The organism is Pseudomonas sp. TE6288 (assembly GCF_054062095.1).
The window spans coordinates 45,886-68,945 of record NZ_JBSSEW010000002.1; the positions used below are offsets into that span (position 1 = coordinate 45,886).

Below are 23,060 nucleotides of genomic sequence, written 5' to 3' on the forward strand. Positions count from 1 at the left end.
ACGCGCCAGGATGCGCGTCGCGCCAGGATAAGGCGTGCAAGCCGCAGGATGCAGACCGATGAATCGAAAAGCCCCCAGAATCTTCGCCTCCGCCCTTGTATTGCTGTTGCTGGCGGCAGGCGGGCTGGGTTACTGGAAGTCCCTTCACGACCGCCTGCCCGAAGGCCTGAGCATGGGCAACGGGCGCCTCGAATCCACCGAAGTGCAGATCGCCAGCAAGGTCCCCGGGCGCCTGGCCGAGGTGCTGGTCGATGAAGGCGACAAGGTCACCCGCGGCCAACTGCTCGCCCGCATCGACACCCGCACCATGGAGGCCCAGCGCAGCCAGGCCGAGGCCGAGGTACTGCGCGCCCGCGAGAACTACGCCGCTGCCCAGGCCAGCGTGCAACTGCGCCAGAGCGAACTGCTGCTGGCCAGCCAGGAGCTCAAGCGCGTGCGCGAAATCTACCAGCGCAAGTTCGCCAGCCAGCAACTGCTCGACCAGCAACAGGCACGCTACGACACCGCCACCTCAGCCGTGGTCGCCGCCCGCGCCCAGCTGGCGGCAATCAAGGCCGCCATCGGCGCCGCCGAGGCACAGGTGGCCCAGCTCACCAGCGAGATCGACGACAGCAGCCTGCGCGCCCCCATCGACGGCATCATCCAGCTGCGCCTGGCCGAGCCCGGCGAGGTGCTCGGTGCCGGTGGCCGGGTGCTGATGCTGATCGATCCCAGCGACCAGTACATGAACCTCTACCTGCCCGCCGCCACCACCGGCCGGCTGACCGTGGGCGACCAGGCGCGGATCGTGCTCGACGCCCTGCCCGAGCAGGCCCTGCCGGCGAAGATCGCCTTTGTCGCGGCCAAGGCGCAGTTCACCCCGAAACAGGTCGAGACCCGTGACGAACGTCAAAAGCTGGTGTTCCGGGTCAAGCTGCGCCTGACCGAACCGAGCGCCGTGCCCCAGGCCAAGCCGGGCATGCCCGGCGCCGGTTATGTGCGCACCGCCGACGTGGGCTGGCCGGCCAACCTGCAATGAACGCGGCGACAGCGCTGCAGGCCGACGGCGTCAGCCACTGCTATGGCGATCTGCAGGCCCTGCACCCTCTCGCGTTCAGCCTGCCGGCCGGCACCCGCTGCGGCCTGATCGGCCCGGATGGCGCCGGCAAGTCGACCCTGCTCGGGCTGATTGCCGGGGTCAAGCGCCTGCAACAGGGTGAGTTGCAGGTGCTCGGCGGCTCGATCCGCCAACGCCGCCACCGCACCGCGCTGTACCCCAAGGTCGCATTCATGCCCCAGGGCTTGGGCAACAACCTGTACCCGGAGCTGTCGATCCGCGAGAACATCCGCTTCTTTGCCACCCTGTTCGGCCTCGGCCGCGCCGAATGCGAGCAACGCATGGCCAGCCTGCTGCGCGCCACCGACCTCGAACGTTTCGCCGAGCGCCCGGCTGGCAAGCTGTCGGGCGGCATGAAGCAGAAGCTGGGATTGTGCTGCGCACTGATCCACGAGCCGGACCTGCTGATCCTCGACGAGCCGACCACCGGCGTCGACCCGCTGTCGCGGCGGCGCTTCTGGGAACTGGTCGAACAGGTGCGCGCCCAGCGTCCGCAGCTGACCCTGCTGGTGGCCACCGCCTACATGGAGGAAGCAGAGCAGTTCGAACACTGCCTGATGCTTGATGCCGGTCGCCTGCTGGCTGCAGGCCTGAGCCGTGAGCTGGCTGCGACCACGCCCAGTGGCAAGCTCGACGATGCCTTCACCCACTTCCAGGGCGCCGGCCGCGAGCAACCCGAGCCCCTGCGCATTCCACCACGCCAGGCCGACGACGGGCCGATCGCCATCGAGGCCCACGACCTGACCTTGCGCTTCGGCGACTTCACTGCGGTGAACAAGGTCAGCTTCGCCATCGGTCGCGGCGAGATTTTCGGCTTCCTAGGTTCCAACGGCTGCGGCAAGACCACCACCATGAAGGTGCTCACCGGGCTGATGCCGGCCAGCGAAGGCAGCGCCAGCCTGCTCGGGCGCCCGGTGGATGCCGGTGACCTGGCCACGCGCAAGCGGGTCGGTTTCATGTCCCAGAGTTATTCCCTGTACGGCGAGCTGAGCGCCCGGCAGAACCTCGAGTTGCACGCTCGTCTATTCGACCTGGCCAAGGCCGACAGCGCGCCGCGCATCGCCGAACTCATCGAGCGCTTCGACCTTGGCGCCATCGCCGACCAGCCTTCCGGTGCCCTGCCCCTGGGCCTGCGCCAACGCCTGTCGCTGGCCGTGGCGGTGCTGCACCGCCCGGAAGTGCTGATCCTCGATGAACCGACCTCGGGCGTCGATCCGGCGGCCCGCGACGACTTCTGGCGGCTGCTGGTGGAGTTGTCCCGCGAGCAGGGCGTGACCATCTTCCTGTCCACCCACTTCATGAACGAGGCCCTGCGCTGCGACCGCATCTCGCTGATGCATGCCGGCCGGGTGCTGGCCTGCGACACACCGCAGGCCCTGCAAATCCAGTTCGGCGGCGACACCCTGGAAGACGCTTTCGTGCGTTGCCTCGAACAGGCCCAGGACGCGCCCACCCAGACCCAAGCCGACGCCACGCTGGAGCAGGCCGCTGCCCCAGCGCCTGCTCTGCGCCAGGCATTCAGTCTGCGCCGCCTGCTGGCCGTCGCCAGCCGCGAAGGCAAAGAGCTGCTGCGCGACAAGGTGCGCCTGGCCTTCGCCCTGGCAGGGGCATTGTTCATGATGGTGATCTTCGGCTATGGCATCTCGCTGGATGTGGAAAACCTCGCCTTCGCCGTCTATGACCAGGACCAGAGCCCGCAGAGCCGCGCCTACCTGGAGGCCTTCCGTGGCTCGCGCTATTTCGCCGAGCGGCCGCCGATCCGCGATGCCCGCCAGCTGCACCAGCGCTTGCAGCGCTCGGAGATCAAGCTGGCCCTGGAAATCCCGCCGGGCTTTGGCCGCGACCTGCACGCCGGGCGCCAGCCGGTGGTTGCGGCCTGGCTTGACGGTGGCATGCCGTTTCGCGCCGAGACCAGCCGCAACTATGTCGAGGCCGTGCACCAGGCCAACCTTGAACAGCTCGCGGCCCTCGGCCCGAACCCAGTCTCGCGCCAGCAGCCGGTGCGCCTGGAAACGCGCTTTCGCTACAACCAGGACGTGGTCAGCGTGAACGCCATCGGCCCCGGCGTCATGGCGCTGATCCTGGCCTTCATCCCGGCCATGCTTACCGCGCTGGGCATCGTGCGGGAAAAGGAACTGGGCTCGATCACCAACTTCTACGCCACGCCCCTGACCCGCCTGGAGTTCCTGCTCGGCAAGCAGGCGCCGTACCTCGCGGTGAGCCTGGTCAACCTGGCGCTGCTGGTGGCGATGAACCGCTGGCTATTCGGCGTGCCGCTCAAGGGCAGCCCGCTGGCCCTGGCCTGCGGCGGCCTGGCCTACCTGCTGGCGACCACCAGCCTGGGCCTGCTGATCTCGGCGTTCACCCGCACGCAGATCGCCGCGATCCTCGGCACCCTGATCATCACCAGCCTGCCAACCATCCAGTTCTCCGGGCTGATCGTGCCGCGCTCGTCGCTGGAGGGTGCGGCGGCGCTGATGGGCCAGCTGTTCCCGGCCGGCTATTTCCTCGACATCGCCGTCGGCACCTTCACCAAAGCCCTGGGCCTGCGCGAGCTGTGGCCGCAGTGCCTGGCGTTGCTGGGCTTCTTCGCCACCTTCACCGGGCTGAGCCTGATCATGCTGAAAAAGCAGGAGGCCTGAGATGAGCCGGCTCTCCCATACCTTGCGCCTGGGCCTGAAGGAGCTCACCAGCCTGCGCCATGACAGCGTGTTGCTGCTGTTCCTGCTGTACGCCTTCAGCGTGGCGATCTACATGCCCGCCGCAGGCTCGGTGATAGGCGTGCACAATGCCAGTGTCGCAGTGGTCGACGAAGACCACGGCGCCATCTCGCGCAAGCTCGCCGAGTCGCTGCAACCGCCCGAATTCCAGCCCGCCGTGGCACTGCCGGCGGATCGCCTGGACCAGGCCATGGACAGCGGCCAGTACACCTTCGTGATCAACGTGCCGGTGAACTTCCAGGCCGACCTGCTGGCCGGGCGCTCACCGGAGCTGCAGGTCAACGTCGATGCCACGGCCATGAGCCAGGCCTTCATGGGCGCCGGCTACATCGGGCGGATCTTCGAACGCGAACTGCTGGAGTACGCAGGCCGCAGCACCAGCAGCCCTGCCCTGCTCAACCCGAAAGCCCTGTTCAACCCCAACCTCGAAGGCGGCTGGTTCCTGGCGGTGATCCAGATCGTCAACAACATCACCATCCTGGCCATCATCCTCACCGGCACCGCGTTGCTGCGCGAGCGTGAGCACGGCACCCTCGACCATCTGTTGGTGCTGCCGCTGACGGCACTGGAAATCATGCTGGCGAAGATCGCCAGCAACGCCCTGGTGGTGGTGGCCTGTACCTGGATTTCGCTGGAAGTGGTGGTCAAGGGCGCCCTGGGCGTGCCGCTGGCGGGCTCCATGGGGCTGTTCCTGGGGGTGACTGCGCTGTACCTGTTCGCCAGCACGGCACTGGGCATCTTCCTCGCCACCCTGGCGCGCTCGACACCGCAGTTCGGCCTGCTGGCGATCCCGGTGATCATCCCGATGCTGCTGCTGTCGGGAGGCAGCACGCCGCTGGACAGCATGCCGCAGTGGCTGCAGTGGGTCATGCAGGGCTCGCCCTCGACCCATTTCGTCAGCCTCGGCGCGGCGATCCTGTTCCGCGACGCCGGACTGAGCGTGGTCTGGCCGGACGTCGCGGCGCTGGCCGCGATTGGCCTGATATTCTTCGGCGTGGCCCTGGCGCGCTTTCGCCGCAGCCTCGCCGCCTGATCACTGCACGATCAGGTTGTTGAACAGCAGGTCCTCGACGATCGGCTTACCCTCTTCGGACTCCATCACCTGCTGCACCTGTTTCAGGGCTTCCTGGCGCAGCTTTTCCTTGGCCTCGACGTTGCTCATGTTGTCCACGCCCTGCTGGGTGAACAGCGCCACCAGCTGGTTGCGGATCAGCGGTTCGTGGTGCTTGACCGCCGTGGCGGCGGCATCCCCGGTCACGCGCAGGGCGACGTCGGCCTTGTACACGCGCAGCTTGGGGCCGCCGTCGAGGGCGTAGTTGCCAACGAAGGGCGGGCTGAGGCTGATATAGGCGACCTTGGGCTCGCCTTCCTTTTCCTCGGCCATGGCCGCCGCCGGCAGCATCAGGGCCAGCACCATCAAGATCCACGCTTTCACGAATTCGCTCCTCATTACAGTTGCCGCCAGCTTACCCAGCGCGCCGGCCAAACCCAAGCCCGGGCTTATGCCGGCTCATCAGGGCCGACCATGCTCGTTGACCCTCGGGGCGGCCCTCCTACACTTATCGGCCACCACACGCAAAGGAATAGCCCTGATGAAAGCCTTGTTGTGCAAAGCCCTGGGCCCAGCGCGGGACCTGGTCCTGGAAGAGGTCGCCAGCCCCGTGCCGAAGAAGAACGAGATCCTCCTCGACGTGCACGCCGCAGGGGTCAACTTCCCCGACACCCTGATCATCGAGGGCAAGTACCAGTTCAAGCCACCGTTGCCGTTCTCACCGGGGGCGGAAGCCGCCGGCGTGGTAGCCGCGGTCGGCGAGAAAGCCGGCGCGTTCAAGGTTGGCGACCGGGTCATGGCCCTGACCGGCTGGGGCGCTTTCGCCGAGCAAGTGGCGGTACCGTTCTACAACGTGCTGCCGATGCCGGCGGACATGGACTTCACCACTGCCGCCGCGTTCGGCATGACCTACGGCACCTCGATGCACGCCCTCACCCAGCGCGGTCAGCTCAAGGCCGGTGAAACCCTGCTGGTGCTCGGCGCCTCGGGTGGCGTGGGGCTGGCGGCAGTGGAAATCGGCAAGGCCCTCGGGGCACGGGTGATTGCGGCGACCAGCAGTGCCGAGAAGCTGGCGATCGCCAAGGCGGCCGGCGCCGACGAGCTGGTCGACTACAGCCAGGCCAGCCTCAAGGACGAGATCAAGCGCCTGACCGGCGGTCAGGGCGTGGATGTGATCTACGATCCGGTCGGTGGCGAGTTGTTCGACCAGGCTGTGCGCGGGCTGGCGTGGAACGGCCGGTTGCTGGTGGTGGGGTTCGCCAGTGGGACGATCCCGCAGTTGCCGGTGAACCTGGCGCTGCTCAAGGGCGCGGCGGTGGTCGGGGTGTTCTGGGGCGCCTTTGCCCAGCGCCAGCCGGAGGACAACGCCGCCAACTTCCGCCAGCTGTTCGCCTGGCATGCCGAGGGCAAGCTGAAACCGCTGGTGTCGCAGACCTACCCGCTGGCCGAGGGCGGCGCCGCGATCGAACGTCTGGCGCAACGCCAGGCAGCGGGCAAGCTGGTGGTAACGGTTCAGCGCTGACCTTTCTGCCCTGTCGCTGGCTCACAGTGACAGGGCCGACCCCGCAGTTCTTCTATTCATATTCCTAAACGGTAGTTCATAAACTTTTTATAAACGAATAGGGTATATCAACCGGACCACCGGACCAGCAAACGTCTGTCGCCATCAGCTGAGGCGACGCTTTCAACTTTGTGAGGTTAGGAATGGTCAGGATCACAATCACCCCAGTGCATAACGCCAGGGCATTGAGTGCAGCCAAGGAGCGGTACTGATGTCCAGCCAACCAACTACCCGATTCCACAGCGATCACGACAGCTCGCCGCTGCTGCTGCCGGCCAAGGTGCTGCGCAACGACGAAGAGGCCCTGCAGGCCGCCCGCGAACTGGCCGAGGTGGCCCGCCAGCAGGCCGCCAAACGTGACCAGCAGCGCAAGCTGCCCTGGGCCGAGATCGAACAGTTCACCCGCAGCGGCCTGGGCAGCATCAGCGTGCCCAAGGCGTTCGGCGGCCCCGAGGTCTCGTTCGAAACCATCGCCGAAGTGTTCCGCCTGATCAGTGCCGCCGACCCGGCGCTGGGGCAGATTCCGCAGAACCAGTTCGGCATCCTGCAACTGGTGCGCCTTACCGCCACCCAGGCGCAGCAGGAAGCGATCTTCCGCGCCGTGCTCGACGGCTGGCGCATCGGCAATGCCGGCCCCGAGCGCGGGACCAAGGACACCCTGACACTCAAGGCACGCATTACCCGCGAGGGCGACGGCTATCGCATCAGTGGCGAGAAGTTCTACTCCACCGGCGCCCTGTACGCCCACTGGGTAGCGGTAAAAGCCCTGGACGATGACGGCCGGCAACGCCTGGCCTTCGTCCGTCGCGGCAGCCCGGGGCTGCGCATCGTCGACGACTGGTCCGGCTTCGGTCAGCGCACCACCGCCAGCGGCACCGTGCTGCTCGACCAGGTGCCGGTGGAAGCCGACCTGGTGGTGGACAACTGGCGCCTGCGTGAAGAGCCCAGCATCCAGGGCGCCGCCTCGCAGCTGATCCAGGCGGCCATCGACGCCGGCATCGCCGAAGCGGCCATCGAGGACACGATCCAGTTCGTGCGGGAGAAGTCCCGGCCCTGGATCGAGGCCAAGGTCGAACGCAACAGCGACGACCCCTATGTGATTGCCGACATCGGCCGCCTGAAGCTCGAACTGCACGCCGCCGAGGCCCTGCTGCGCAAGGCCGCCAGGGTGCTCGACGAAGTGAACGCCGGCGAGATCGATGCCGCCGCCGCGGCCCGTGCCTCGATCGCCGTGGCCGAAGCCAAGGTGCTCACTACCGAGATTTCGCTGCAGGCCAGCGAGAAGCTGTTCGAGCTGGCCGGCAGCCGCGCCAGCCTGGCCGAGTTCAACCTCGACCGGCACTGGCGCAACGCCCGGGTCCACACCCTGCACGATCCGGTGCGTTGGAAGTACCACGCCGTCGGCGCCTACCACCTCAACGGCACCCTGCCTGCCCGCCATTCCTGGATCTGATTCACGGCCCAGGGGCTGTGGTGCAGCCCTTTCGCCGGCAAGCCGGCTCCCACAAGGATTCCTGTGAAGCCTCACTGTGGGAGCCGGCTTGCCGGCGAAAGGGCCGCACAGCGGCCCCAAGTGCCCGGAGAGCACAATGACTGCATCCATCATCACCACCGACGCCCAGGCCCTGGCCGTCGCCGACGAACTTGCCCACTACCTGCGCGAAGACAGCGCCCTGCGCGACCGCGAGCGCCGCCTGCCGCATGCCGAACTCGAACGTTTCGTGCAGTCCGGCCTGTGGGGCATCAGCGTGCCCAAGGCCTTTGGCGGCGCCGGCGTGTCCAGTGCCACCCTGGCCAAGGTCATCGCACGCATCGCCCAGGCCGACGCCTCGCTCGGGCAGATCCCGCAGAACCACTTCTACGCCCTGGAGGTGCTGCGGGTGAACGGCAGCGCCGAACAACAGCAACGGCTCTACGCCGAAGTGCTCGCCGGCCGCCGCTTCGGCAACGCCCTGGCCGAACTCGGCACGAAGAACGCCCACGAACGCACCACCCGCCTGAGCCGCGACGGCGACCATTACCGCATCGATGGCCGTAAGTTCTACTGCACCGGCGCAATCTACGCCCAGCGCATCCCGACCCTGGTGATCGACGAACAGGGCGTATCGCACCTGGCCTTCGTGCCCGCCGACAGCCCGGGCATCGAGGTGATCGACGACTGGAGCGGCTTCGGCCAGCGCACCACCGGCAGCGGCTCGGTGGTGTTCAACCATGTGCCGGTCCGCGCCGAAGACGTGGTGCCGTTCCAAAGCGCCTTCGAGCGCCCGACCACGGTCGGCCCCCTGGCGCAGATCCTCCATGCCGCGATCGACACCGGTATCGCCCGCGCCGCCTACGAGGACGCCCTGCACTTCGTGCGCACCCGCAGCCGCCCGTGGATCGACTCTGGCCTCGACAAGGCCAGCGACGATCCACTGACTCTGAAGAGCTTCGGCCAACTGGCAATCCGCCTGCACGCCACCGAGGCCCTGCTCGAACGCGCGGGTGAAATCCTCGACATCGCCCAGGCCGACAGCAACGCCGAGACCCTGGCCGCCGCCTCGATTGCCGTCGCCGAGGCCCGGGCGATCAGCACCGAGATCTCCCTGGCCGCCGGCACCACCCTGTTCGAGCTGGCCGGCAGCCAGGCCACCCTGGCCGAGCACAACCTCGACCGCCACTGGCGCAACGCCCGGGTGCACACCCTGCACGACCCGGTGCGCTGGAAGTACCACGCCATCGGCAACTACTACCTCAACGACGAAAAACCGCCGCGCCGAGGGACCATCTGATGGCCAAGCAGATCCTGCTCAATGCCTTCAACATGAACTGCATCGGGCACATCAACCACGGTTTGTGGACCCACCCACGGGACACTTCGACCCAGTACAAGACCCTCGACTACTGGACCGACCTGGCCCGCCTGCTGGAGCGGGGGCTGTTCGACGGGCTGTTCATCGCCGATATCGTCGGCACCTACGACGTCTATGGCCAGTCGCTGGACGTGACGCTCAAGGAGTCGATCCAGTTGCCGGTCAACGACCCGCTGCTGCTGGTCTCGGCCATGGCCGCCGTTACCAGGCATCTGGGCTTCGGCCTCACCGCCAACCTGACCTATGAAGCGCCTTACCTGTTCGCCCGGCGCCTCTCCACTCTCGATCACCTGAGCAACGGCCGGGTCGGCTGGAACATCGTCACCGGCTACCTCGACAGTGCAGCTCGGGCCATGGGGCTGGAACAGCAACCCGAGCACGACCGCCGCTACGACCAGGCCGACGAATACCTGCAGGTGCTGTACAAGCTGCTCGAAGGCAGCTGGGCCGACGATGCCGTGGTCGCCGACCGCGCGCAGCGCGTGTATGCCCGGCCGGACAGGGTGCGCAAGGTCGAGCACCAGGGCGAGTTCTACAAGGTCGAGGGCTATCACCTGTGCGAGCCTTCGCCGCAGCGCACACCGGTACTGTTCCAGGCCGGCAGTTCGGCGCGCGGTTTGGCCTTTGCCGGCAACCATGCCGAGTGCGTGTTCATCAGCGGCCAGGAAAAGGCCGCCACCCGCGCCCAGGTCGACAAGGTCCGCGCAGCGGCGCAAGCCGCTGGTCGCGACCCGCAGGCGGTCAAGGTATTCATGGGCATCACCGTGATCGTTGCCGCAACTGAAGACCAAGCCCGCGCCCTGCACGCCGAGTACCTGCATTACGCCAGCGCCGAGGCAGGTGTTGCGCATTTCGCCAGTTCCACCGGTATCGACTTCTCACGCTACGAACTGGACGAACCCATCGGATTCGCCAAGGGCAATGCCATCCAGTCCGCCACCCGCCAATTGCAGGACAGCGCCTGGACTCGCCGCCGCCTGCTGGAGCAGCACGCCTTGGGCGGCCGCTACGTGACCCTGGTCGGCGACCCCGGGCAGGTGGCCGAGCAACTGATCGGCTGGCTCGACGACACCGGCCTGGACGGCTTCAACCTGACCCGCACCGTCACCCCGGAAAGCTTCGAGGCCTTCATCGACCTGGTAGTACCCGAACTGCAACGCCGTGGCCGCTACAAGACCGACTACGCCGAAGGCACCCTGCGCGAGAAGCTGTTCGCCAGTGACCATCCGCACTTGCCCGCTGACCATCCCGGATCCTCCTACCGCAACACCCCCACCCCTGCCCCGACTGGAGCCCTGCACCATGCTTGAAAAACTGTTCCGGCCCGTCGCGGCCATCGCCCTGGGCCTCGGCCTGTCCGCCGCCGCCTTCGCCGCGGAGCCACTGAAGATCGGCACCACCGCCGCCTTCGCCATTCCGTTGGAAGCGGCGGTGGCAGAAGCCCACAAACAAGGCCTGGAGGTGAAGCTGATCGAGTTCAGCGACTGGATCGCGCCGAATGTCAGCCTCAACAGCGGCGACATCGACGTGAACTACTTCCAGCACATCCCCTTCCTGGAAAACGCCAAGGCCGCCGCCGGCTTCGACCTGGTCCCCTATGCACCGGGGATCATCAACAACGTCGGGCTGTACTCGAAAAAGTACAAAAGCTTTGCCGAGCTGCCCGAAGGCGCCAGCGTGGCCATCGCCAACGACCCGATCAACAGTGGCCGTGGCCTGCAACTGCTGGCCAAGGCCGGGCTGATCACCCTCAAGCAGGGCGTGGGTTACAAGGCCACCGAGGACGACATCATCGCCAACCCGAAGAAGATCAAAATTCTCCAGGTGGAAGCGGTGCAACTGGTGCGCGCCTATGACGACGCCGACCTGGTGCAGGGCTACCCGGCCTATATCCGCCTGGCCAACACCTTTGACGCTACGTCGGCGCTGCTGTTCGACGGCCTGGAGAACAAGGAGTACGTGATCCAGTTCGTTATCCGCCCACAGGAGAAAAACGACCCGCGACTGGCCAGGTTCGTCGATATCTACCAACACTCGCCGGTCGTGCGCGCCGCCCTGGACAAGGCCCATGGCAAGCTCTACCAGGCCGGCTGGGAAGGCTGACATGACCCAGGCCAGCGCCCTGAGGGCGCCCATTCCGCCCGCCGAACCGTGCAAGGCCGAGGAAACGGCCCTGCGCCCGGAAGTGAACCAGGCGCACATCCGCTTCATCGGCCTTGGCAAGACCTATCCGGGCCAGGGCCAACCAGCGCTGCAAGGCATCGACCTGAACATCCGCCGCGGCGAAATATTCGGCATCATCGGCCGCAGCGGTGCCGGCAAGTCTTCGCTGCTGCGCACGATCAACCGCCTGGAACAGCCCAGCCAGGGCCGGGTGCTGATCGACCAGGTGGATATCGCGCCGTTCGACGAGGACCGCCTGGTGGCCCTGCGCCGGCGCATCGGCATGATCTTCCAGCACTTCAACCTGATGTCGGCCAAGACCGTGTGGCAGAACGTCGAGCTGCCGCTGAAGGTGGCCGGCGTGGCCAAGGCCGAGCGCCAGCGCAAGGTACGCGAGCTGCTGGAGCTGGTGGGCCTTGCGGAAAAGCACCATGTCTATCCGGCGCAGCTGTCGGGCGGGCAAAAGCAGCGCGTCGGCATCGCCCGGGCGCTGGTGCATGACCCCGAGATCCTGCTGTGCGACGAAGCCACCTCCGCGCTGGACCCGGAAACCACTGCCTCGATCCTCGAGCTGCTGCGCGACATCAACCAACGCCTGGGCCTGACCGTGGTGCTGATCACCCACGAGATGGCGGTGATCCGCGATATCTGCCAGCGCGTGGTAGTGCTCGAGCGGGGCGAGATCGTCGAACAGGGCGAGGTCTGGCAAGTGTTCGGCACACCGCGCCACGACGTCACCCGCACCCTGCTCGCACCGCTGCAGACCAAGCTGCCGGCCGCCTTGCGGGCCAGTCTACGCAGCCAGCCGGGCAGCCGCGACGCGGCCGTGGTGCTCAAGCTCGACCTGGTGGGCGAGCCGGAACTGAGCGCCCTGTTCAGCGATCTGGGCGGACGCGTGCGGCTGCTCCAGGGCGGCGTCGAGACCATCGGCGAGCATGCCTTGGGGCAACTGATCCTGGCAGTGCGCGGCTCGCCGCTGGACACCCGCCAGTTGCTCGAACGCGCCCGTCGCTGGGCCGTGGATGTGGAGGTACTCGGCCATGTGGATTGATCGCCTGCTGCAAGGCTTGCTCGACACCCTGCTGATGGTCGGCGTGTCCTCGCTGGTCGCGCTGGTCGTCGGGGTACCGATGGCAGTGCTGCTGGTCACCAGCGACAAGGGCGGGATCTTCGAGGCCGCCGCGCTGAACCGGGTGCTGGGCGCCATCGTCAACCTGTTCCGCTCGATCCCGTTCCTGATCCTGATGGTCGCGCTGATCCCCTTCACCCGCCTGGTGGTCGGCACCACCTATGGCGTGTGGGCCGCCGTGGTGCCGCTGACAATTGCCGCCACGCCGTTCTTCGCGCGCATCGCCGAGGTCAGCCTGCGCGAGGTGGACCACGGCCTTATCGAAGCGGCACAGGCCATGGGCTGCCGGCGCTGGCACATCGTCTGGCACGTGCTGCTGCCCGAGGCGCTGCCGGGGATCGTCGGCGGGTTCACCATCACCCTGGTGACGCTGATCAACTCCTCGGCCATGGCCGGGGCGATCGGTGCCGGGGGTTTGGGCGATATTGCCTACCGCTACGGCTACCAGCGCTTCGACAGCCAGATCATGCTGACCGTGATCGTGATGCTGGTGGCGCTGGTGGCGGTGATCCAGCTGGGTGGGGACCGTTTGGCCAAAGGTTTGAACAAGCGTTGAGCCCATCGCGGGCTTGCCCCGCGATGCGGTGTCAGCCCCAGTGCAGCTCCGCCGCCGGCACCGGCCGCCCGAACCAGTACCCCTGCCCCAGCTGGCACTGCTGCTCCAGCAGGAACCGCGCCTGCTCGGCCTGCTCCACCCCTTCGGCATGCACCTGCATGCCCATGCTTCGCGCCAAGGCGATGATCACCCGCACGATGGCAATGTCGTCTTCATCGTGGGGCAGGCCTGCCACGAAGCCCTGGTCGATCTTCAGCTTTTGCACGGGCATGCGTTTGAGCCGCAGCAATGACGAATAACCTGTACCGAAATCGTCGATGGCCAAGGTCACGCCCAGCTCGCGCAGGCGATGCAGCTGTTCCAGGGCGACCTCGGGGTCTTCCATCACCGCGCTCTCTGTCACTTCGAGCTCGAGCAGCGACGGATCCAGCCCGGTATCGTGCAGCGCATCGGCCACCTGGCGGTACAGGTCACGCTGGCTGAACAGGCGACTGGAGATGTTCACCGCCACGAATGCCAGCTGCCGCCCTTCGGCCTGCCACTGCACCATCTGCCGACACGCTTGGTGCAGCACCCAGGCGTCGATTTCGGCAATCAGCCCGGTACGCTCGGCGATGGGAATGAACTCCCCGGGGGGAACCAGGCCACGCACGGGATGCTGCCAGCGCACCAGCGCCTCGACGCCGATCATCCGGGCGGTGAACAGGTCGTGCACCGGCTGGAAGAACACCCGCAGCTCCTGCTGTTCGAGCGCCCGACGCAATTCGCCGGCGGTCTCGACCCGCTGCTGGGCATGGGCGGTAAGCTCCTCGGTGTACAGCGCGTAGCAGGCGCGGCCATTGCTCTTGGCCTTGAACAGCGCCGAATCGGCGTTGCGCAGCAGCTGCTCGGCGCTCAGTGCATCGTTGGGGAACAGGCTGATGCCGATGCTGGCACTGATGAACAGGCGGTTGCCCTCGAAACAGAACGGTTCTTTCAAGCGCTCGATGATCGATTGCGCCAACTTGCCTGCCTGGCCGACCTGCTGACAGCTCTCGGCCAGCACGCCGAACTCGTCTCCCCCCAGGCGCGCCAGGGTCACACCGTTGCCCAGCACCTCGCGCAGGCGTTCGCCGACCAGCTTGAGCAGTTGGTCGCCAATGGTGTGGCCGAGGCCGTCGTTGATGCTCTGGAAGTGATCGAGGTCGAGCAGCAGCAAGGCGCAGCCGCGCTTGTTGGCCTGCGCCGCGGCCATCGCCTGCATGGCGCGATCATTGAACAGCAGGCGGTTGGGCAGACCGGTCAGCGGATCGTGGTGAACGAGATAGGCCAGCTCCTGTTCGGTGTGCTTGATCACGCTGATGTCGCTGAACACTGCGACGTAATGGCTAAGCTCACCACTGTCGTCACGAATGGCGCAGATCGTCTGCCATTGCGGGTAGATTTCCCCGCTTTTACGGCGATTCCAGATTTCCCCGCTCCATTCGCCCTGCTCCGCCAGCGCGGCATAGATCTGCTGGTAGAACGGCGCTCCATGCCGCCCTGACTTGAACTTGCTCGGACGTTGGCCGATGACTTCTTCCTGCTGGTAGCCGGTAATGCGCATGAATGCCCGGTTGACGTGCACGATCAGGCCGTTGCGATCGGTCACCAGCACCCCTTCCAGAGTGCTGTCGAACACCGCCGCAGCCATGCGCAGGCGCTCGCGGTCATCGCTGCGCAGGCGCGCGCCGATACCAATGAAGTTGAGCAGGCGCGCACGTGAAACGAAGATCAGCGCGGCACTGAGCAAGACCCAGAGCACGACATTGATCTGCCGCCCCACGGCCAGGGCCAACGGATCCTCGGTCATGCCGTGCAAGACCAGCTCGGACAGCACCAGCCAGAGAATCGAAAGCAACACGTAGAGCCCGGCCATGCGCAAGGCGTCGCGAACGGAAACAGACATGTCGGGTGAATGAGCCCATGAAAAAAGAAGGGGCATTATAGGGGCTGAAACACCCTGTGACTTCCTATCCAAAAGCGCGACTGGTTTTATTTCCCCGCCAAAGGATAATGCCTGCGTTGTTCCGCCTGTTTTCCGAGGGTATTTCCCGTTATGTGGTATTACGGTCTGCTCGACTTGTCGGCCTGGCAACTGGTCGCCGTCACCCTGCTGATGACCCATGTGACCATCGTCAGCGTCACCATCTACCTGCACCGCTACTCGGCCCACCGCGCCCTGGAGCTGAACGCGGGCCTCAAGCATTTCTTCCGTTTCTGGCTGTGGCTCACCACGGCGCAGAACACCCGCGAGTGGACCGCCATCCACCGCAAGCACCACGCCAAGTGCGAAACCCCCGACGACCCGCACAGCCCGGTGCACAAGGGCCTGGGCACCGTGCTGCGCAAGGGCGCCGAGCTGTACCGGGAAGAGGCGAAAAACGAGGAAACGCTGCGCATCTACGGCAAGAACTGCCCGGACGACTGGATCGAGCGCAACCTCTACACCCGCTACAAGCTCGGCGGCATCGCCCTGATGGCGGTACTCGACCTGCTGCTGTTCGGCACCATCGGCATCACCATCTGGGCGATCCAGATGATGTGGATTCCGTTCTGGGCCGCCGGTGTGGTCAACGGTCTGGGCCATGCCGTGGGCTATCGCAACTTCGAATGCCGCGACGCCGCCACCAACCTGGTGCCGTGGGGCATCATCATTGGCGGCGAGGAGCTGCACAACAACCATCACACCTACCCCAACTCGGCGAAGCTTTCGGTACGCCGCTGGGAGTTCGACATGGGCTGGATGTGGATCCGCCTGCTGAGCCTGCTGCGCCTGGCCAAGGTGCAACGGGTGGCACCCATCGCCCATCGGGTGGAAGGCAAGGCGTCGCTGGACATGGACACTGCCATGGCCATCCTCAACAACCGCTTCCAGATCATGGCCCAGTACCGCAAGCTGGTGATCGGCCCGCTGGTCAAGCAGGAGCTGGACAAGGTCGACACCTCGGTACGCCACCGCTTCCGCCGCGCCAAGCGTCTGCTCTCGCGGGAAACCAGCCTGCTGCAGGATCGCCACCACGTGCGCATCGAGTCGCTGCTGGCCCACAGCCAGGCTCTCAAGACCATCTACGAAAAGCGCCTGGCGCTACAGCAGATCTGGGCGCGCACCAGCGCCAACGGCCACGACATGCTCGCCGCCATGAAGGACTGGGTACACGAGGCCGAGGCCAGTGGCATCCAGTCGCTGCGTGACTTCGCCGCCCAGCTCAAGACCTACTCGCTGCGCCCCAACGGCGCCTGAGCCACCGTTGATCGGCATGCCCCGCAGAGGGGCGTGCCGACCGGAACTTCCCCCCCTGCAATCGACTCAAATCCGGCATATCGCCCGCGTGGCGGGCCGGACCGTGGCCGCACGCCCATCGTCGAGAACCGTTCCGTGCTCATGGCCAAAGATCTCCCACCCACCTCTACCGGCACCCCGCGCCCCGAAGCTGCTCAAACCCTGCTCGCCCTGTTGCACGCTCAAGGCGAAGTGGCCCGCCTGAGCGAACGCGAGCAGCTGTACAGCTCGCTGCTCGACAGCGTCAATGCCGTGCTCTGGGCCTTCGATTGGGAAACTCGCCAGGTGCTTTATGTCAGCCCCGCCTACGAACGCATCTTCGGCCGCCCGGCCAGCCTGGTGCTGGCCGACTACAACGAATGGCGCGACGCCATCTACCCGGATGACCTGGAGTACGCCGAGCGCAGCCTGGCCCAGGTGCTGGTCAAGGGCACCGTCGAGGACCGCGAGTACCGCATCCTCAACGCCGCCGGCGAGGTGCGCTGGCTCAGCGACAAGTGCTATATCAACCAACAGCGTGAAGGCGACCAGCGGGTGATCATCGTCGGCATCGCCGAGGACATCACCGAGAAAAAACAGCTCGAAGGTGAGTTGCAGCGTCTGGCCACCACCGACGTGCTCACGCAGAGCAGCAACCGCAGGCATTTCTTCGAGTGCGCTCAGCAGGCGTTCGACAGCGCCCGCGAGGACGGCACGCCGATGGCCTTCCTGCTGCTGGACATCGACGATTTCAAGCACATCAACGACAGCTATGGTCACCAGGAAGGTGACCAGGTACTGCAGCGCATCGCCGACAGCGGCAAGGCCGTGCTACGTCGGGGCGATCAGTTCGGGCGCATAGGGGGAGAGGAATTCGCCGCCGTGTTCCCCGGCTGCACCGCGCAGGTGGCCGAACAGATTGCCGAGCGGTTGCAGCGGGAAATCCAGCGGTTGAGTTTCAGCCATGGAGAGCAGACCTACGGAGTTACCGTAAGCCAGGGGCTGACCGGGCTGCAAGATGAGGATGAAACGCTCGACAACCTGTTCGCCCGGGCGGATGCGGCCATGTACCGTGCCAAGCGCCAGGGCAAGAACCAGATAGTGAAAGGCTGAAGCGGGTCACTTCGCGGCTGAGACACTCCATTCATAATCGATCGGCCCGCTACGTGGCCCAGCCAGTATCCCCTCTGGCTCTTTCTCCAGACCTTCCTTGAAGCCAACTTCGAGAAAATGTCGTTGCTGATCGGTGATTTCACCCGCCAGAGCGATAGCCTGGGCTGTGTAGCGCTTGATCAGTGCAGCCCTCTTGGAATCTTTCGAATAGCTCACAGGCACCTCCGAGATGTGGAAAGTACGTTGCGGGCTCATTGCCGCAACGGATATCACGAGACTTCCGCCCGGATCGCGAGCGAAGCCAAGCGACTGGTACAGGGGCTCGGCCCCCGGGTCCGGCTGTTGAACCTCAATTCGCGAGTACTTGAGCATCCTTGCGTACTCTGCAACCGCCAACAACGACAGTGACGCCACCAGCCCCCTCAATGGGTTCTCCGGGCCCGGCTTGCCCTCCAGCAGGATGATCTTGATGCAGCGCCTGCTTCGCCGGGGGCTGGCATAGCAGAGCCCACAGAGCTCTCGCGCAGACCACAACGACAGGTCGAAGCCTTTGAGGTCGAAGTCCGTCCATCGCGGCACCTCCTCCCAAGGAAAGTGGTGGGTCTGCTCGCCCCAGCCCTGAAAAGCCTCGAAAGCCGTGTGACCAATAGGTTCGAAACATACCTTGTCGACGTCAAGCCCAGGTCTGGGCACACGTTGGCTCTTGCAGAATGCTTCCTGGGCCAGCTTTCGCGCTTGCGATCGAAAGACCTGATAGCGCAGACCACGGTGTCTGTACGTACTCATCTTCAGCCGCAACCTTCCTGCCATCCCGTTGTTGGAGTGGAGGGAAAGCTACGCCTGAAGGACTTCTCTGGATACGAACTACCGTCCGCAATATCTGTAGGAATGCTCCCAAGCCTGATGCAATCCCGGCGGTGCACTGATCAAGCCTGGCGCTCCTCATCTTCGGCCGGGCCTGCATCAGTAGCCGGCGCAATAACCGGGGCAACCTGCGGCTCGCTCGCAGCAGTTTCCGCCACCTGATGCTCAGCCTCCTCCCGCGCCAGCGCCTCCGGATCCACCTTGCGCAGCCGCGACAACTCCGGCAACCCCAGCTTGAGCAAGCGCGCCGTCTTGCTGCTGGCTATCTTCTCCAACCCCTCGCTGGGCCTGAGTCGCGACAGTTGCCCGGCCAGGTTCATCGCCAGGATCTCCCGGGAGTAGACGCCGCCACCCAGCTGATACACCGCGGCGATCAGCTCGCGCAGGTCGAGCGGCAAGCGCCAGCGGGTGCGCAGTGCCGAGCCGAACGGTGCGCCGAACTCGTTGAGCGACAGCTCCACCTGGTCCTCGTCCAACTCGCCACCGGCCAGTCGCCACTCCTGCAAGGTGCGAAGTACCGCCAGGTCGCCCAGGCAATGCAACAAACCCGCGCAGTAGCAGCGCCCTTCGTCCACTTCGAGCGTGCGCGCCAGGGTGCGTGCGTAGTCGGCGGCATGCAGCGAGAGGTTCCAGTAGTGCGCGGCATGCCGCGCCAACAAGGGGTCGCTCAACCGCGCGCTGCGCTTGAGCGTTAGCCCGAGGATCAGGTTCATGCTCTGGGTGCTGCCAAGCTTGTTCAGCGCCTGCAGCAAGGTCTGCACCGGCGCTTCGCGATGCAGCGCGGCGCTGTTGGCGGCAGCGATGAGTACGCCGGTAATCTGCGGGTCGTTGCGTACCTCTTCCTCGAGCACCTTGAGGTTCAAGCCATTTGGGTTGAGGGCGCGCTTGACCGCCACCTGCACATCGGCGAACAGTGGGCCGCCATCGGCAGTGGCGCGGCGTTGCTCGAGGTAGGCCGGCAGTTGCACGCCGGGCTGCAGCGGTGGCACCGGGCAGGCGATCTGCTCGCCCACCTCCAGCAGCAGGTTTTCCAGACGCTTGCGCAGGTTGTCCAGGTCGAGCGGCTTGCTCAGGTAGGCGGTGGGGTGCAACGGCAGCGCCTCGCGCACACTGGCGCTGTCGGTGCGGTTGCTCATCAGGATGAACGGCAGGCCGGGCTTGTCGCCCCTGGCGCGCACCTTGCGCAGCAGGTCCAGGCCATCGAGGCCGGAAAGCTCACGGGCGGCGATGATCAGGTCAGGCTTGGCCGCCAGCGCGCTCAGGGCCTGGGAGCCATCGGCACAGACCTGCAGGCGGGCGTCACAGCGCACACTGAGCAGCATTTCGCTGAGCATGTCGCGTACCCAAGGGTCACCCTCGGCGATCAAGACACAAGGGGCAACGGGGTCGGCAGCGCTCATGAGCGAGTCTCCAGAAATGACGCGCGATCCATCGCAGCTTCCACGGAATCCTCCTACAACCTTAGCGCCTGAAGCCGGCGAACGGCATAAAAAAACCCGCCGAGGCGGGTTTTTTTCTGAAACGTGTCACATATTTCAGGCCAGTTCGGCGAAACACTCTTCGATGATCGCCAGGCCTTTATCCAGCAGGGCATCTTCGGCGGTCAGCGGTACCAGGATACGCAGGACGTTGCCGTAGGTGCCGCAGGACAGCAGGATCAAGCCCTTGTCGCGAGCCTTGGCGACAACCTGGGCAACGGCGGCGGCGTTCGGGGTGTGGGTGCCTTTCTCGAAGACTTCCACGGCAATCATCGAGCCAAGACCACGGACATCGCCGATGATCGGGTGCTTCTTCTGGATTTCACGCAGGCCAGTGGTCAGGCGTTCGCCAACGGCCTTGCTGCGATCCAGCAGTTTCTCTTCCTCGAACACTTCGATCACCGCCAGGGCTGCGGCGCAAGCGATCGGCGAACCGGCGTAGGTACCGCCCAGGCCGCCCGGGGCGATGGCGTCCATGTACTCGGCCTTGCCGCACACACCGGCCAGCGGGAAGCCGCCGGCGATCGACTTGGCGAAGGTGGTCAGGTCAGGCGCGACGCCCATCTGCTCCATGGCGAAGAAGGTACCGGTACGGCCGGCGCCGGTCTGCACTTCGTCGGCGATCAGCAGGATGCCGTGCTGGTCGCACAGGGCACGCAGGCGCTGCATCAGCTCTTTCGGCGCAGGCAGGAAGCCGCCTTCGCCTTGTACCGGCTCGAGGATGATCGCGGCGATATCACGCGGCTCGGCGTCGTTCTTGAAGATGCGCTCGACCGAAGCGATGGCGTCGTCAACGCTGACACCGTGAAGCTCGCTCGGGAACAGGGCGCGGAAAATGCCGCCTGGCATCAGGCCCATGCCGGCGGAGTACGGCACGACCTTGCCGGTCAGGCCCAGGGTCATCATGGTGCGGCCATGATAGCCGCCGGTGAAGGCGATCACGCCAGCACGGCCGGTGGCGGCACGGGCGATCTTCACGGCGTTTTCAACGGCTTCGGAGCCGGTGGTGACCAGCAGGGTCTTCTTGTCGAAGTTGCCAGGCACCAGCTTGTTGATCTTTTCGCACAGCTCGACGTACGGCTCGTAGGCCAGCACCTGGAAGCAGGTGTGGCTGACCTTGGTCAGCTGCTCTTGCACGGCCGCGACCACTTTCGGGTGCAGGTGGCCGGTGTTCAGTACAGCGATGCCGCCGGCGAAGTCGATCAGTTCGCGGCCTTCAACGTCGATCACCGTCGAGTTCTTCGCGGTATCGACGAAGATCGGGTGGATCTGGCCAACGCCACGTGGGACGGCGGCGACACGACGTTGCATCAGGGATTCGTTGGTCTTGCTCATAGTGCCCTCAATTGCGCCGGTTCTGCGGCGCTTTTATTCGGGGGTGGCTGGACGCAGGCGTGCACAGTATTCGTTGATCGACTGTCACACATGCCCTGGCCACCGGGTACCGCTATGTCAAAAAGGCCAGCGAGACGTCGCTCTCGCGCCCCGCTGGCAGAGGTAAAAGCGTTTACCTGGCGATCAGACGCTGATGCACAGGTATTTGATCTCGAGGTAGTCCTCGATGCCGTACTTGGAACCTTCGCGGCCCAGGCCCGACGCCTTGATGCCGCCAAACGGCGCGACTTCGTTGGAGATCAGGCCGGTGTTGATGCCGACCATGCCGTACTCCAGGGCCTCGGCGACGCGGAACACGCGGCTCATGTCACGGGCATAGAAGTACGAGGCCAGGCCGAACTCGGTGTCGTTGGACATGGCGATGACTTCGGCCTCGTCCTTGAAGCGGAACAGCGGCGCCAGCGGGCCGAAGGTCTCTTCCTTGGCGACGGCGGCGGTTTTCGGCACGTCGACCAGAATGGTCGGCTCGAAGAAGTTGCCTTCGATGAGCTTGCCACCGGACAGCACCTTGGCGCCCTTGGCGACGGCGTCCTCGATGTGCTCCTGGACCTTGGCGACAGCCTTGCCGTCGATCAGCGGGCCAGTGGTGGTGCCTTCTTCCAGGCCGTTGCCGATCTTCAGCTTGGCCACGGCGGCTTTCAACTTCTCGGCGAACGCATCGTAGACGCCGTCCTGCACGTAGATACGGTTGGCGCAGACGCAGGTCTGACCGTTGTTGCGGTACTTGGAGATGATCGCGCCCTCGACCGCCTTGTCCAGGTCGGCGTCGTCGAACACGATGAACGGCGCGTTGCCGCCCAGCTCCAGGGAAACTTTCTTGATGTCCTTGGCGCACTCTTCCATCAACTGGCGACCAATTTCGGTCGAGCCGGTGAAGGACAGCTTGCGCACCAGGGAGTTGCCGGTCAGCTCGGAGCCGACTTCGCCGGCGCTGCCGGTGATCACGCTCAGCACGCCAGCCGGGATGCCGGCACGGGTGGCCAGTTCGACCAGGGCCAGGGCAGAGTACGGGGTCTGCGAAGCGGGCTTGAGCACCATGGTGCAACCGGCGGCCAGGGCCGGGCCGGCTTTGCGGGTGATCATCGCGGCCGGGAAGTTCCACGGGGTGATGGCGGCGGTGACGCCGATCGGCTGCTTGATGACGATCAGGCGCTTGTCCGGCTGGTGGCCTGGGATGACGTCGCCGTAGACACGCTTGGCTTCTTCGGCGAACCACTCGATGAACGAGGCGGCATAGGCGATTTCGCCCTTGGCTTCGGCCAGTGGCTTGCCCTGCTCGGTGGTCATCAGGCGGGCCAGGTCGTCCTGGTGCTCGATCATCAGCTCGAACCAGCGGCGCAGCTTGCCGGCACGCTCTTTGGCGGTCAGTGCGCGCCAGGCCGGCAGCGCCTTGTCGGCGGCCTCGATGGCGCGGCGGGTTTCGGCGGCGCCCATCTTCGGCACGCTGCCGATCACTTCGCCGGTGGCCGGGTTGGTCACCTTGATGGTCTGACCGCTGTCCGCATCCAGCCATTCACCATTGATGAAGGCCTGCTGGCGGAACAACTGAGCGTCTTTGAGCTGCATGTCGGCTTCCCTTTACTGCGAATTTTGATTGTTGAAAAGGCGCCCTCGATGCGGGGGCGGCCGTCAGGAATTCGTGCACCAGGGTGTTCGACGCCTGGGTGCCGAGCGTTTGAAATCTCAAACGGAATGCTAAGCGGGCGCTGGGGGGTTGGACAATAGGCTGTTCGAAAAAAAGAACGAGTGGTTGAACACCCCCCTGGCAAACGGCCCAATCGCGGGGCAAGCCCGCTCCCACA

Annotated in this window: 18 protein-coding genes; 12 read left to right on the forward strand and 6 right to left on the reverse strand. The window is 65.5% G+C overall.

Translation table 11 applies throughout. The features are described from left to right. Positions 1 to 58: 58 nt before the first annotated feature. From ACVWY1_RS01975 to ACVWY1_RS01985, 3 genes are read left to right on the forward strand one after another with little or no spacing between them, the layout of a single operon-like run. Positions 59 to 1,018: an HlyD family secretion protein gene (locus ACVWY1_RS01975; RefSeq protein ID WP_046853721.1), complete on the forward strand. Its 960-nt coding sequence runs from the start codon at positions 59 to 61 to the stop codon at positions 1,016 to 1,018. Beyond that, a complete protein-coding gene (gene rbbA, locus ACVWY1_RS01980; protein WP_457377725.1) occupies positions 1,015 to 3,738 on the forward strand; it encodes a ribosome-associated ATPase/putative transporter RbbA in 2,724 nt (907 codons plus the stop codon). The genes ACVWY1_RS01975 and rbbA overlap by 4 nt, the downstream gene beginning before the upstream one ends. Before the next feature lies 1 nt (position 3,739). Next, entirely contained in the window at positions 3,740 to 4,849 is a 1,110-nt protein-coding gene (locus ACVWY1_RS01985; RefSeq protein WP_102683480.1) for an ABC transporter permease, read from the forward strand. Here ACVWY1_RS01985 and ACVWY1_RS01990 read toward each other — a convergent pair whose 3' ends face one another. Next, entirely contained in the window at positions 4,850 to 5,251 is a 402-nt protein-coding gene (locus tag ACVWY1_RS01990) for a flagellar basal body-associated protein FliL (protein ID WP_046853718.1), read from the reverse strand. 157 nt (positions 5,252 to 5,408) lie between these two features. Between ACVWY1_RS01990 and ACVWY1_RS01995 the strand changes: the two genes are divergently transcribed. The 7 genes from ACVWY1_RS01995 to ACVWY1_RS02025 all read left to right on the forward strand — a co-directional run bounded on the left by ACVWY1_RS01995 (position 5,409) and on the right by ACVWY1_RS02025 (position 13,128). Next, positions 5,409 to 6,389, forward strand: a complete 981-nt coding sequence (locus tag ACVWY1_RS01995; protein WP_277502311.1) for an NADPH:quinone oxidoreductase family protein — start codon at positions 5,409 to 5,411, stop codon at positions 6,387 to 6,389. A gap of 250 nt (positions 6,390 to 6,639) precedes the next feature. Continuing rightward, a complete protein-coding gene (locus ACVWY1_RS02000; RefSeq protein WP_139674426.1) occupies positions 6,640 to 7,881 on the forward strand; it encodes an SfnB family sulfur acquisition oxidoreductase in 1,242 nt (413 codons plus the stop codon). 136 nt (positions 7,882 to 8,017) lie between these two features. Next, positions 8,018 to 9,199, forward strand: coding sequence for an SfnB family sulfur acquisition oxidoreductase (locus ACVWY1_RS02005; protein ID WP_277502312.1), 1,182 nt, complete (start codon positions 8,018 to 8,020; stop codon positions 9,197 to 9,199). After that, on the forward strand, positions 9,199 to 10,590 hold the full coding sequence (locus ACVWY1_RS02010; protein WP_457377726.1) for an LLM class flavin-dependent oxidoreductase: 1,392 nt from the start codon (positions 9,199 to 9,201) through the stop codon (positions 10,588 to 10,590). The genes ACVWY1_RS02005 and ACVWY1_RS02010 overlap by 1 nt, the downstream gene beginning before the upstream one ends. Beyond that, complete coding sequence (locus tag ACVWY1_RS02015) at positions 10,583 to 11,383, forward strand: MetQ/NlpA family ABC transporter substrate-binding protein (protein WP_457377727.1); 801 nt, start codon at positions 10,583 to 10,585, stop codon at positions 11,381 to 11,383. The genes ACVWY1_RS02010 and ACVWY1_RS02015 overlap by 8 nt, the downstream gene beginning before the upstream one ends. Position 11,384: 1 nt before the next feature. After that, on the forward strand, positions 11,385 to 12,494 hold the full coding sequence (locus ACVWY1_RS02020) for a methionine ABC transporter ATP-binding protein (RefSeq protein WP_457377728.1): 1,110 nt from the start codon (positions 11,385 to 11,387) through the stop codon (positions 12,492 to 12,494). Further along, positions 12,484 to 13,128, forward strand: coding sequence for a methionine ABC transporter permease (locus ACVWY1_RS02025; RefSeq protein ID WP_023632119.1), 645 nt, complete (start codon positions 12,484 to 12,486; stop codon positions 13,126 to 13,128). Before ACVWY1_RS02020 ends, ACVWY1_RS02025 begins: the two co-directional genes overlap by 11 nt. A 31-nt stretch (positions 13,129 to 13,159) precedes the next feature. On the opposite strand, the gene dibA is transcribed toward ACVWY1_RS02025, so the two are convergent. Beyond that, entirely contained in the window at positions 13,160 to 15,055 is a 1,896-nt protein-coding gene (gene dibA / locus ACVWY1_RS02030; RefSeq protein WP_102683488.1) for a phosphodiesterase DibA, read from the reverse strand. Between the two features lie 150 nt (positions 15,056 to 15,205). On the opposite strand from dibA, the gene desA reads away from it, so the two are divergent. Together desA and ACVWY1_RS02040 are read left to right on the forward strand one after the other, a co-directional pair. Further along, positions 15,206 to 16,390, forward strand: coding sequence for a delta-9 fatty acid desaturase DesA (gene desA / locus ACVWY1_RS02035; protein ID WP_102683489.1), 1,185 nt, complete (start codon positions 15,206 to 15,208; stop codon positions 16,388 to 16,390). A gap of 141 nt (positions 16,391 to 16,531) precedes the next feature. Continuing rightward, positions 16,532 to 17,521 (forward strand): GGDEF domain-containing protein, encoded by a 990-nt coding sequence (locus ACVWY1_RS02040; protein ID WP_046857663.1) that lies wholly within the window; start codon positions 16,532 to 16,534, stop codon positions 17,519 to 17,521. A gap of 6 nt (positions 17,522 to 17,527) precedes the next feature. Here ACVWY1_RS02040 and ACVWY1_RS02045 read toward each other — a convergent pair whose 3' ends face one another. From ACVWY1_RS02045 to gabD, 4 genes are all read right to left on the reverse strand, one after another. Then, positions 17,528 to 18,307, reverse strand: a complete 780-nt coding sequence (locus tag ACVWY1_RS02045) for a hypothetical protein (RefSeq protein WP_457377729.1) — start codon at positions 18,305 to 18,307, stop codon at positions 17,528 to 17,530. Between the two features lie 140 nt (positions 18,308 to 18,447). Then, the gene (locus ACVWY1_RS02050; RefSeq protein WP_457377730.1) at positions 18,448 to 19,785 is read right to left on the reverse strand and encodes an HDOD domain-containing protein; all 1,338 of its coding nucleotides are present in this window, start codon (positions 19,783 to 19,785) and stop codon (positions 18,448 to 18,450) included. A gap of 135 nt (positions 19,786 to 19,920) precedes the next feature. Further along, positions 19,921 to 21,198 carry a 4-aminobutyrate--2-oxoglutarate transaminase gene (gene gabT, locus ACVWY1_RS02055; protein WP_110697131.1) on the reverse strand — a complete coding sequence of 426 codons (1,278 nt, stop codon included), beginning with the start codon at positions 21,196 to 21,198 and terminating at the stop codon, positions 19,921 to 19,923. 183 nt (positions 21,199 to 21,381) lie between these two features. Then, positions 21,382 to 22,824 (reverse strand): NADP-dependent succinate-semialdehyde dehydrogenase, encoded by a 1,443-nt coding sequence (gabD, locus tag ACVWY1_RS02060; protein WP_046853707.1) that lies wholly within the window; start codon positions 22,822 to 22,824, stop codon positions 21,382 to 21,384. Positions 22,825 to 23,060 lie beyond the last annotated feature (236 nt).

Excerpts from the sequence above, each read along its gene's own strand:
- ACVWY1_RS01975 (WP_046853721.1), top strand. The coding sequence starts at position 59 with ATGAATCGAAAAGCCCCCAGAATCTTCGCCTCCGCCCTTGTATTGCTG.
- ACVWY1_RS02020 (WP_457377728.1), top strand. The coding sequence starts at position 11,385 with ATGACCCAGGCCAGCGCCCTGAGGGCGCCCATTCCGCCCGCCGAACCG.
- ACVWY1_RS02040 (WP_046857663.1), top strand. The coding sequence starts at position 16,532 with ATGGCCAAAGATCTCCCACCCACCTCTACCGGCACCCCGCGCCCCGAA.
- ACVWY1_RS02015 (WP_457377727.1), top strand. The coding sequence starts at position 10,583 with ATGCTTGAAAAACTGTTCCGGCCCGTCGCGGCCATCGCCCTGGGCCTC.
- dibA (WP_102683488.1), bottom strand. The coding sequence starts at position 15,055 with ATGTCTGTTTCCGTTCGCGACGCCTTGCGCATGGCCGGGCTCTACGTG.
- ACVWY1_RS02025 (WP_023632119.1), top strand. The coding sequence starts at position 12,484 with ATGTGGATTGATCGCCTGCTGCAAGGCTTGCTCGACACCCTGCTGATG.
- ACVWY1_RS02050 (WP_457377730.1), bottom strand. The coding sequence starts at position 19,785 with ATGAGCGCTGCCGACCCCGTTGCCCCTTGTGTCTTGATCGCCGAGGGT.
- gabT (WP_110697131.1), bottom strand. The coding sequence starts at position 21,198 with ATGAGCAAGACCAACGAATCCCTGATGCAACGTCGTGTCGCCGCCGTC.
- ACVWY1_RS01985 (WP_102683480.1), top strand. The coding sequence starts at position 3,740 with ATGAGCCGGCTCTCCCATACCTTGCGCCTGGGCCTGAAGGAGCTCACC.
- gabD (WP_046853707.1), bottom strand. The coding sequence starts at position 22,824 with ATGCAGCTCAAAGACGCTCAGTTGTTCCGCCAGCAGGCCTTCATCAAT.
- ACVWY1_RS02010 (WP_457377726.1), top strand. The coding sequence starts at position 9,199 with ATGGCCAAGCAGATCCTGCTCAATGCCTTCAACATGAACTGCATCGGG.
- rbbA (WP_457377725.1), top strand. The coding sequence starts at position 1,015 with ATGAACGCGGCGACAGCGCTGCAGGCCGACGGCGTCAGCCACTGCTAT.
- ACVWY1_RS02005 (WP_277502312.1), top strand. The coding sequence starts at position 8,018 with ATGACTGCATCCATCATCACCACCGACGCCCAGGCCCTGGCCGTCGCC.
- ACVWY1_RS02045 (WP_457377729.1), bottom strand. The coding sequence starts at position 18,307 with ATGAGTACGTACAGACACCGTGGTCTGCGCTATCAGGTCTTTCGATCG.
- desA (WP_102683489.1), top strand. The coding sequence starts at position 15,206 with ATGTGGTATTACGGTCTGCTCGACTTGTCGGCCTGGCAACTGGTCGCC.
- ACVWY1_RS02000 (WP_139674426.1), top strand. The coding sequence starts at position 6,640 with ATGTCCAGCCAACCAACTACCCGATTCCACAGCGATCACGACAGCTCG.
- ACVWY1_RS01995 (WP_277502311.1), top strand. The coding sequence starts at position 5,409 with ATGAAAGCCTTGTTGTGCAAAGCCCTGGGCCCAGCGCGGGACCTGGTC.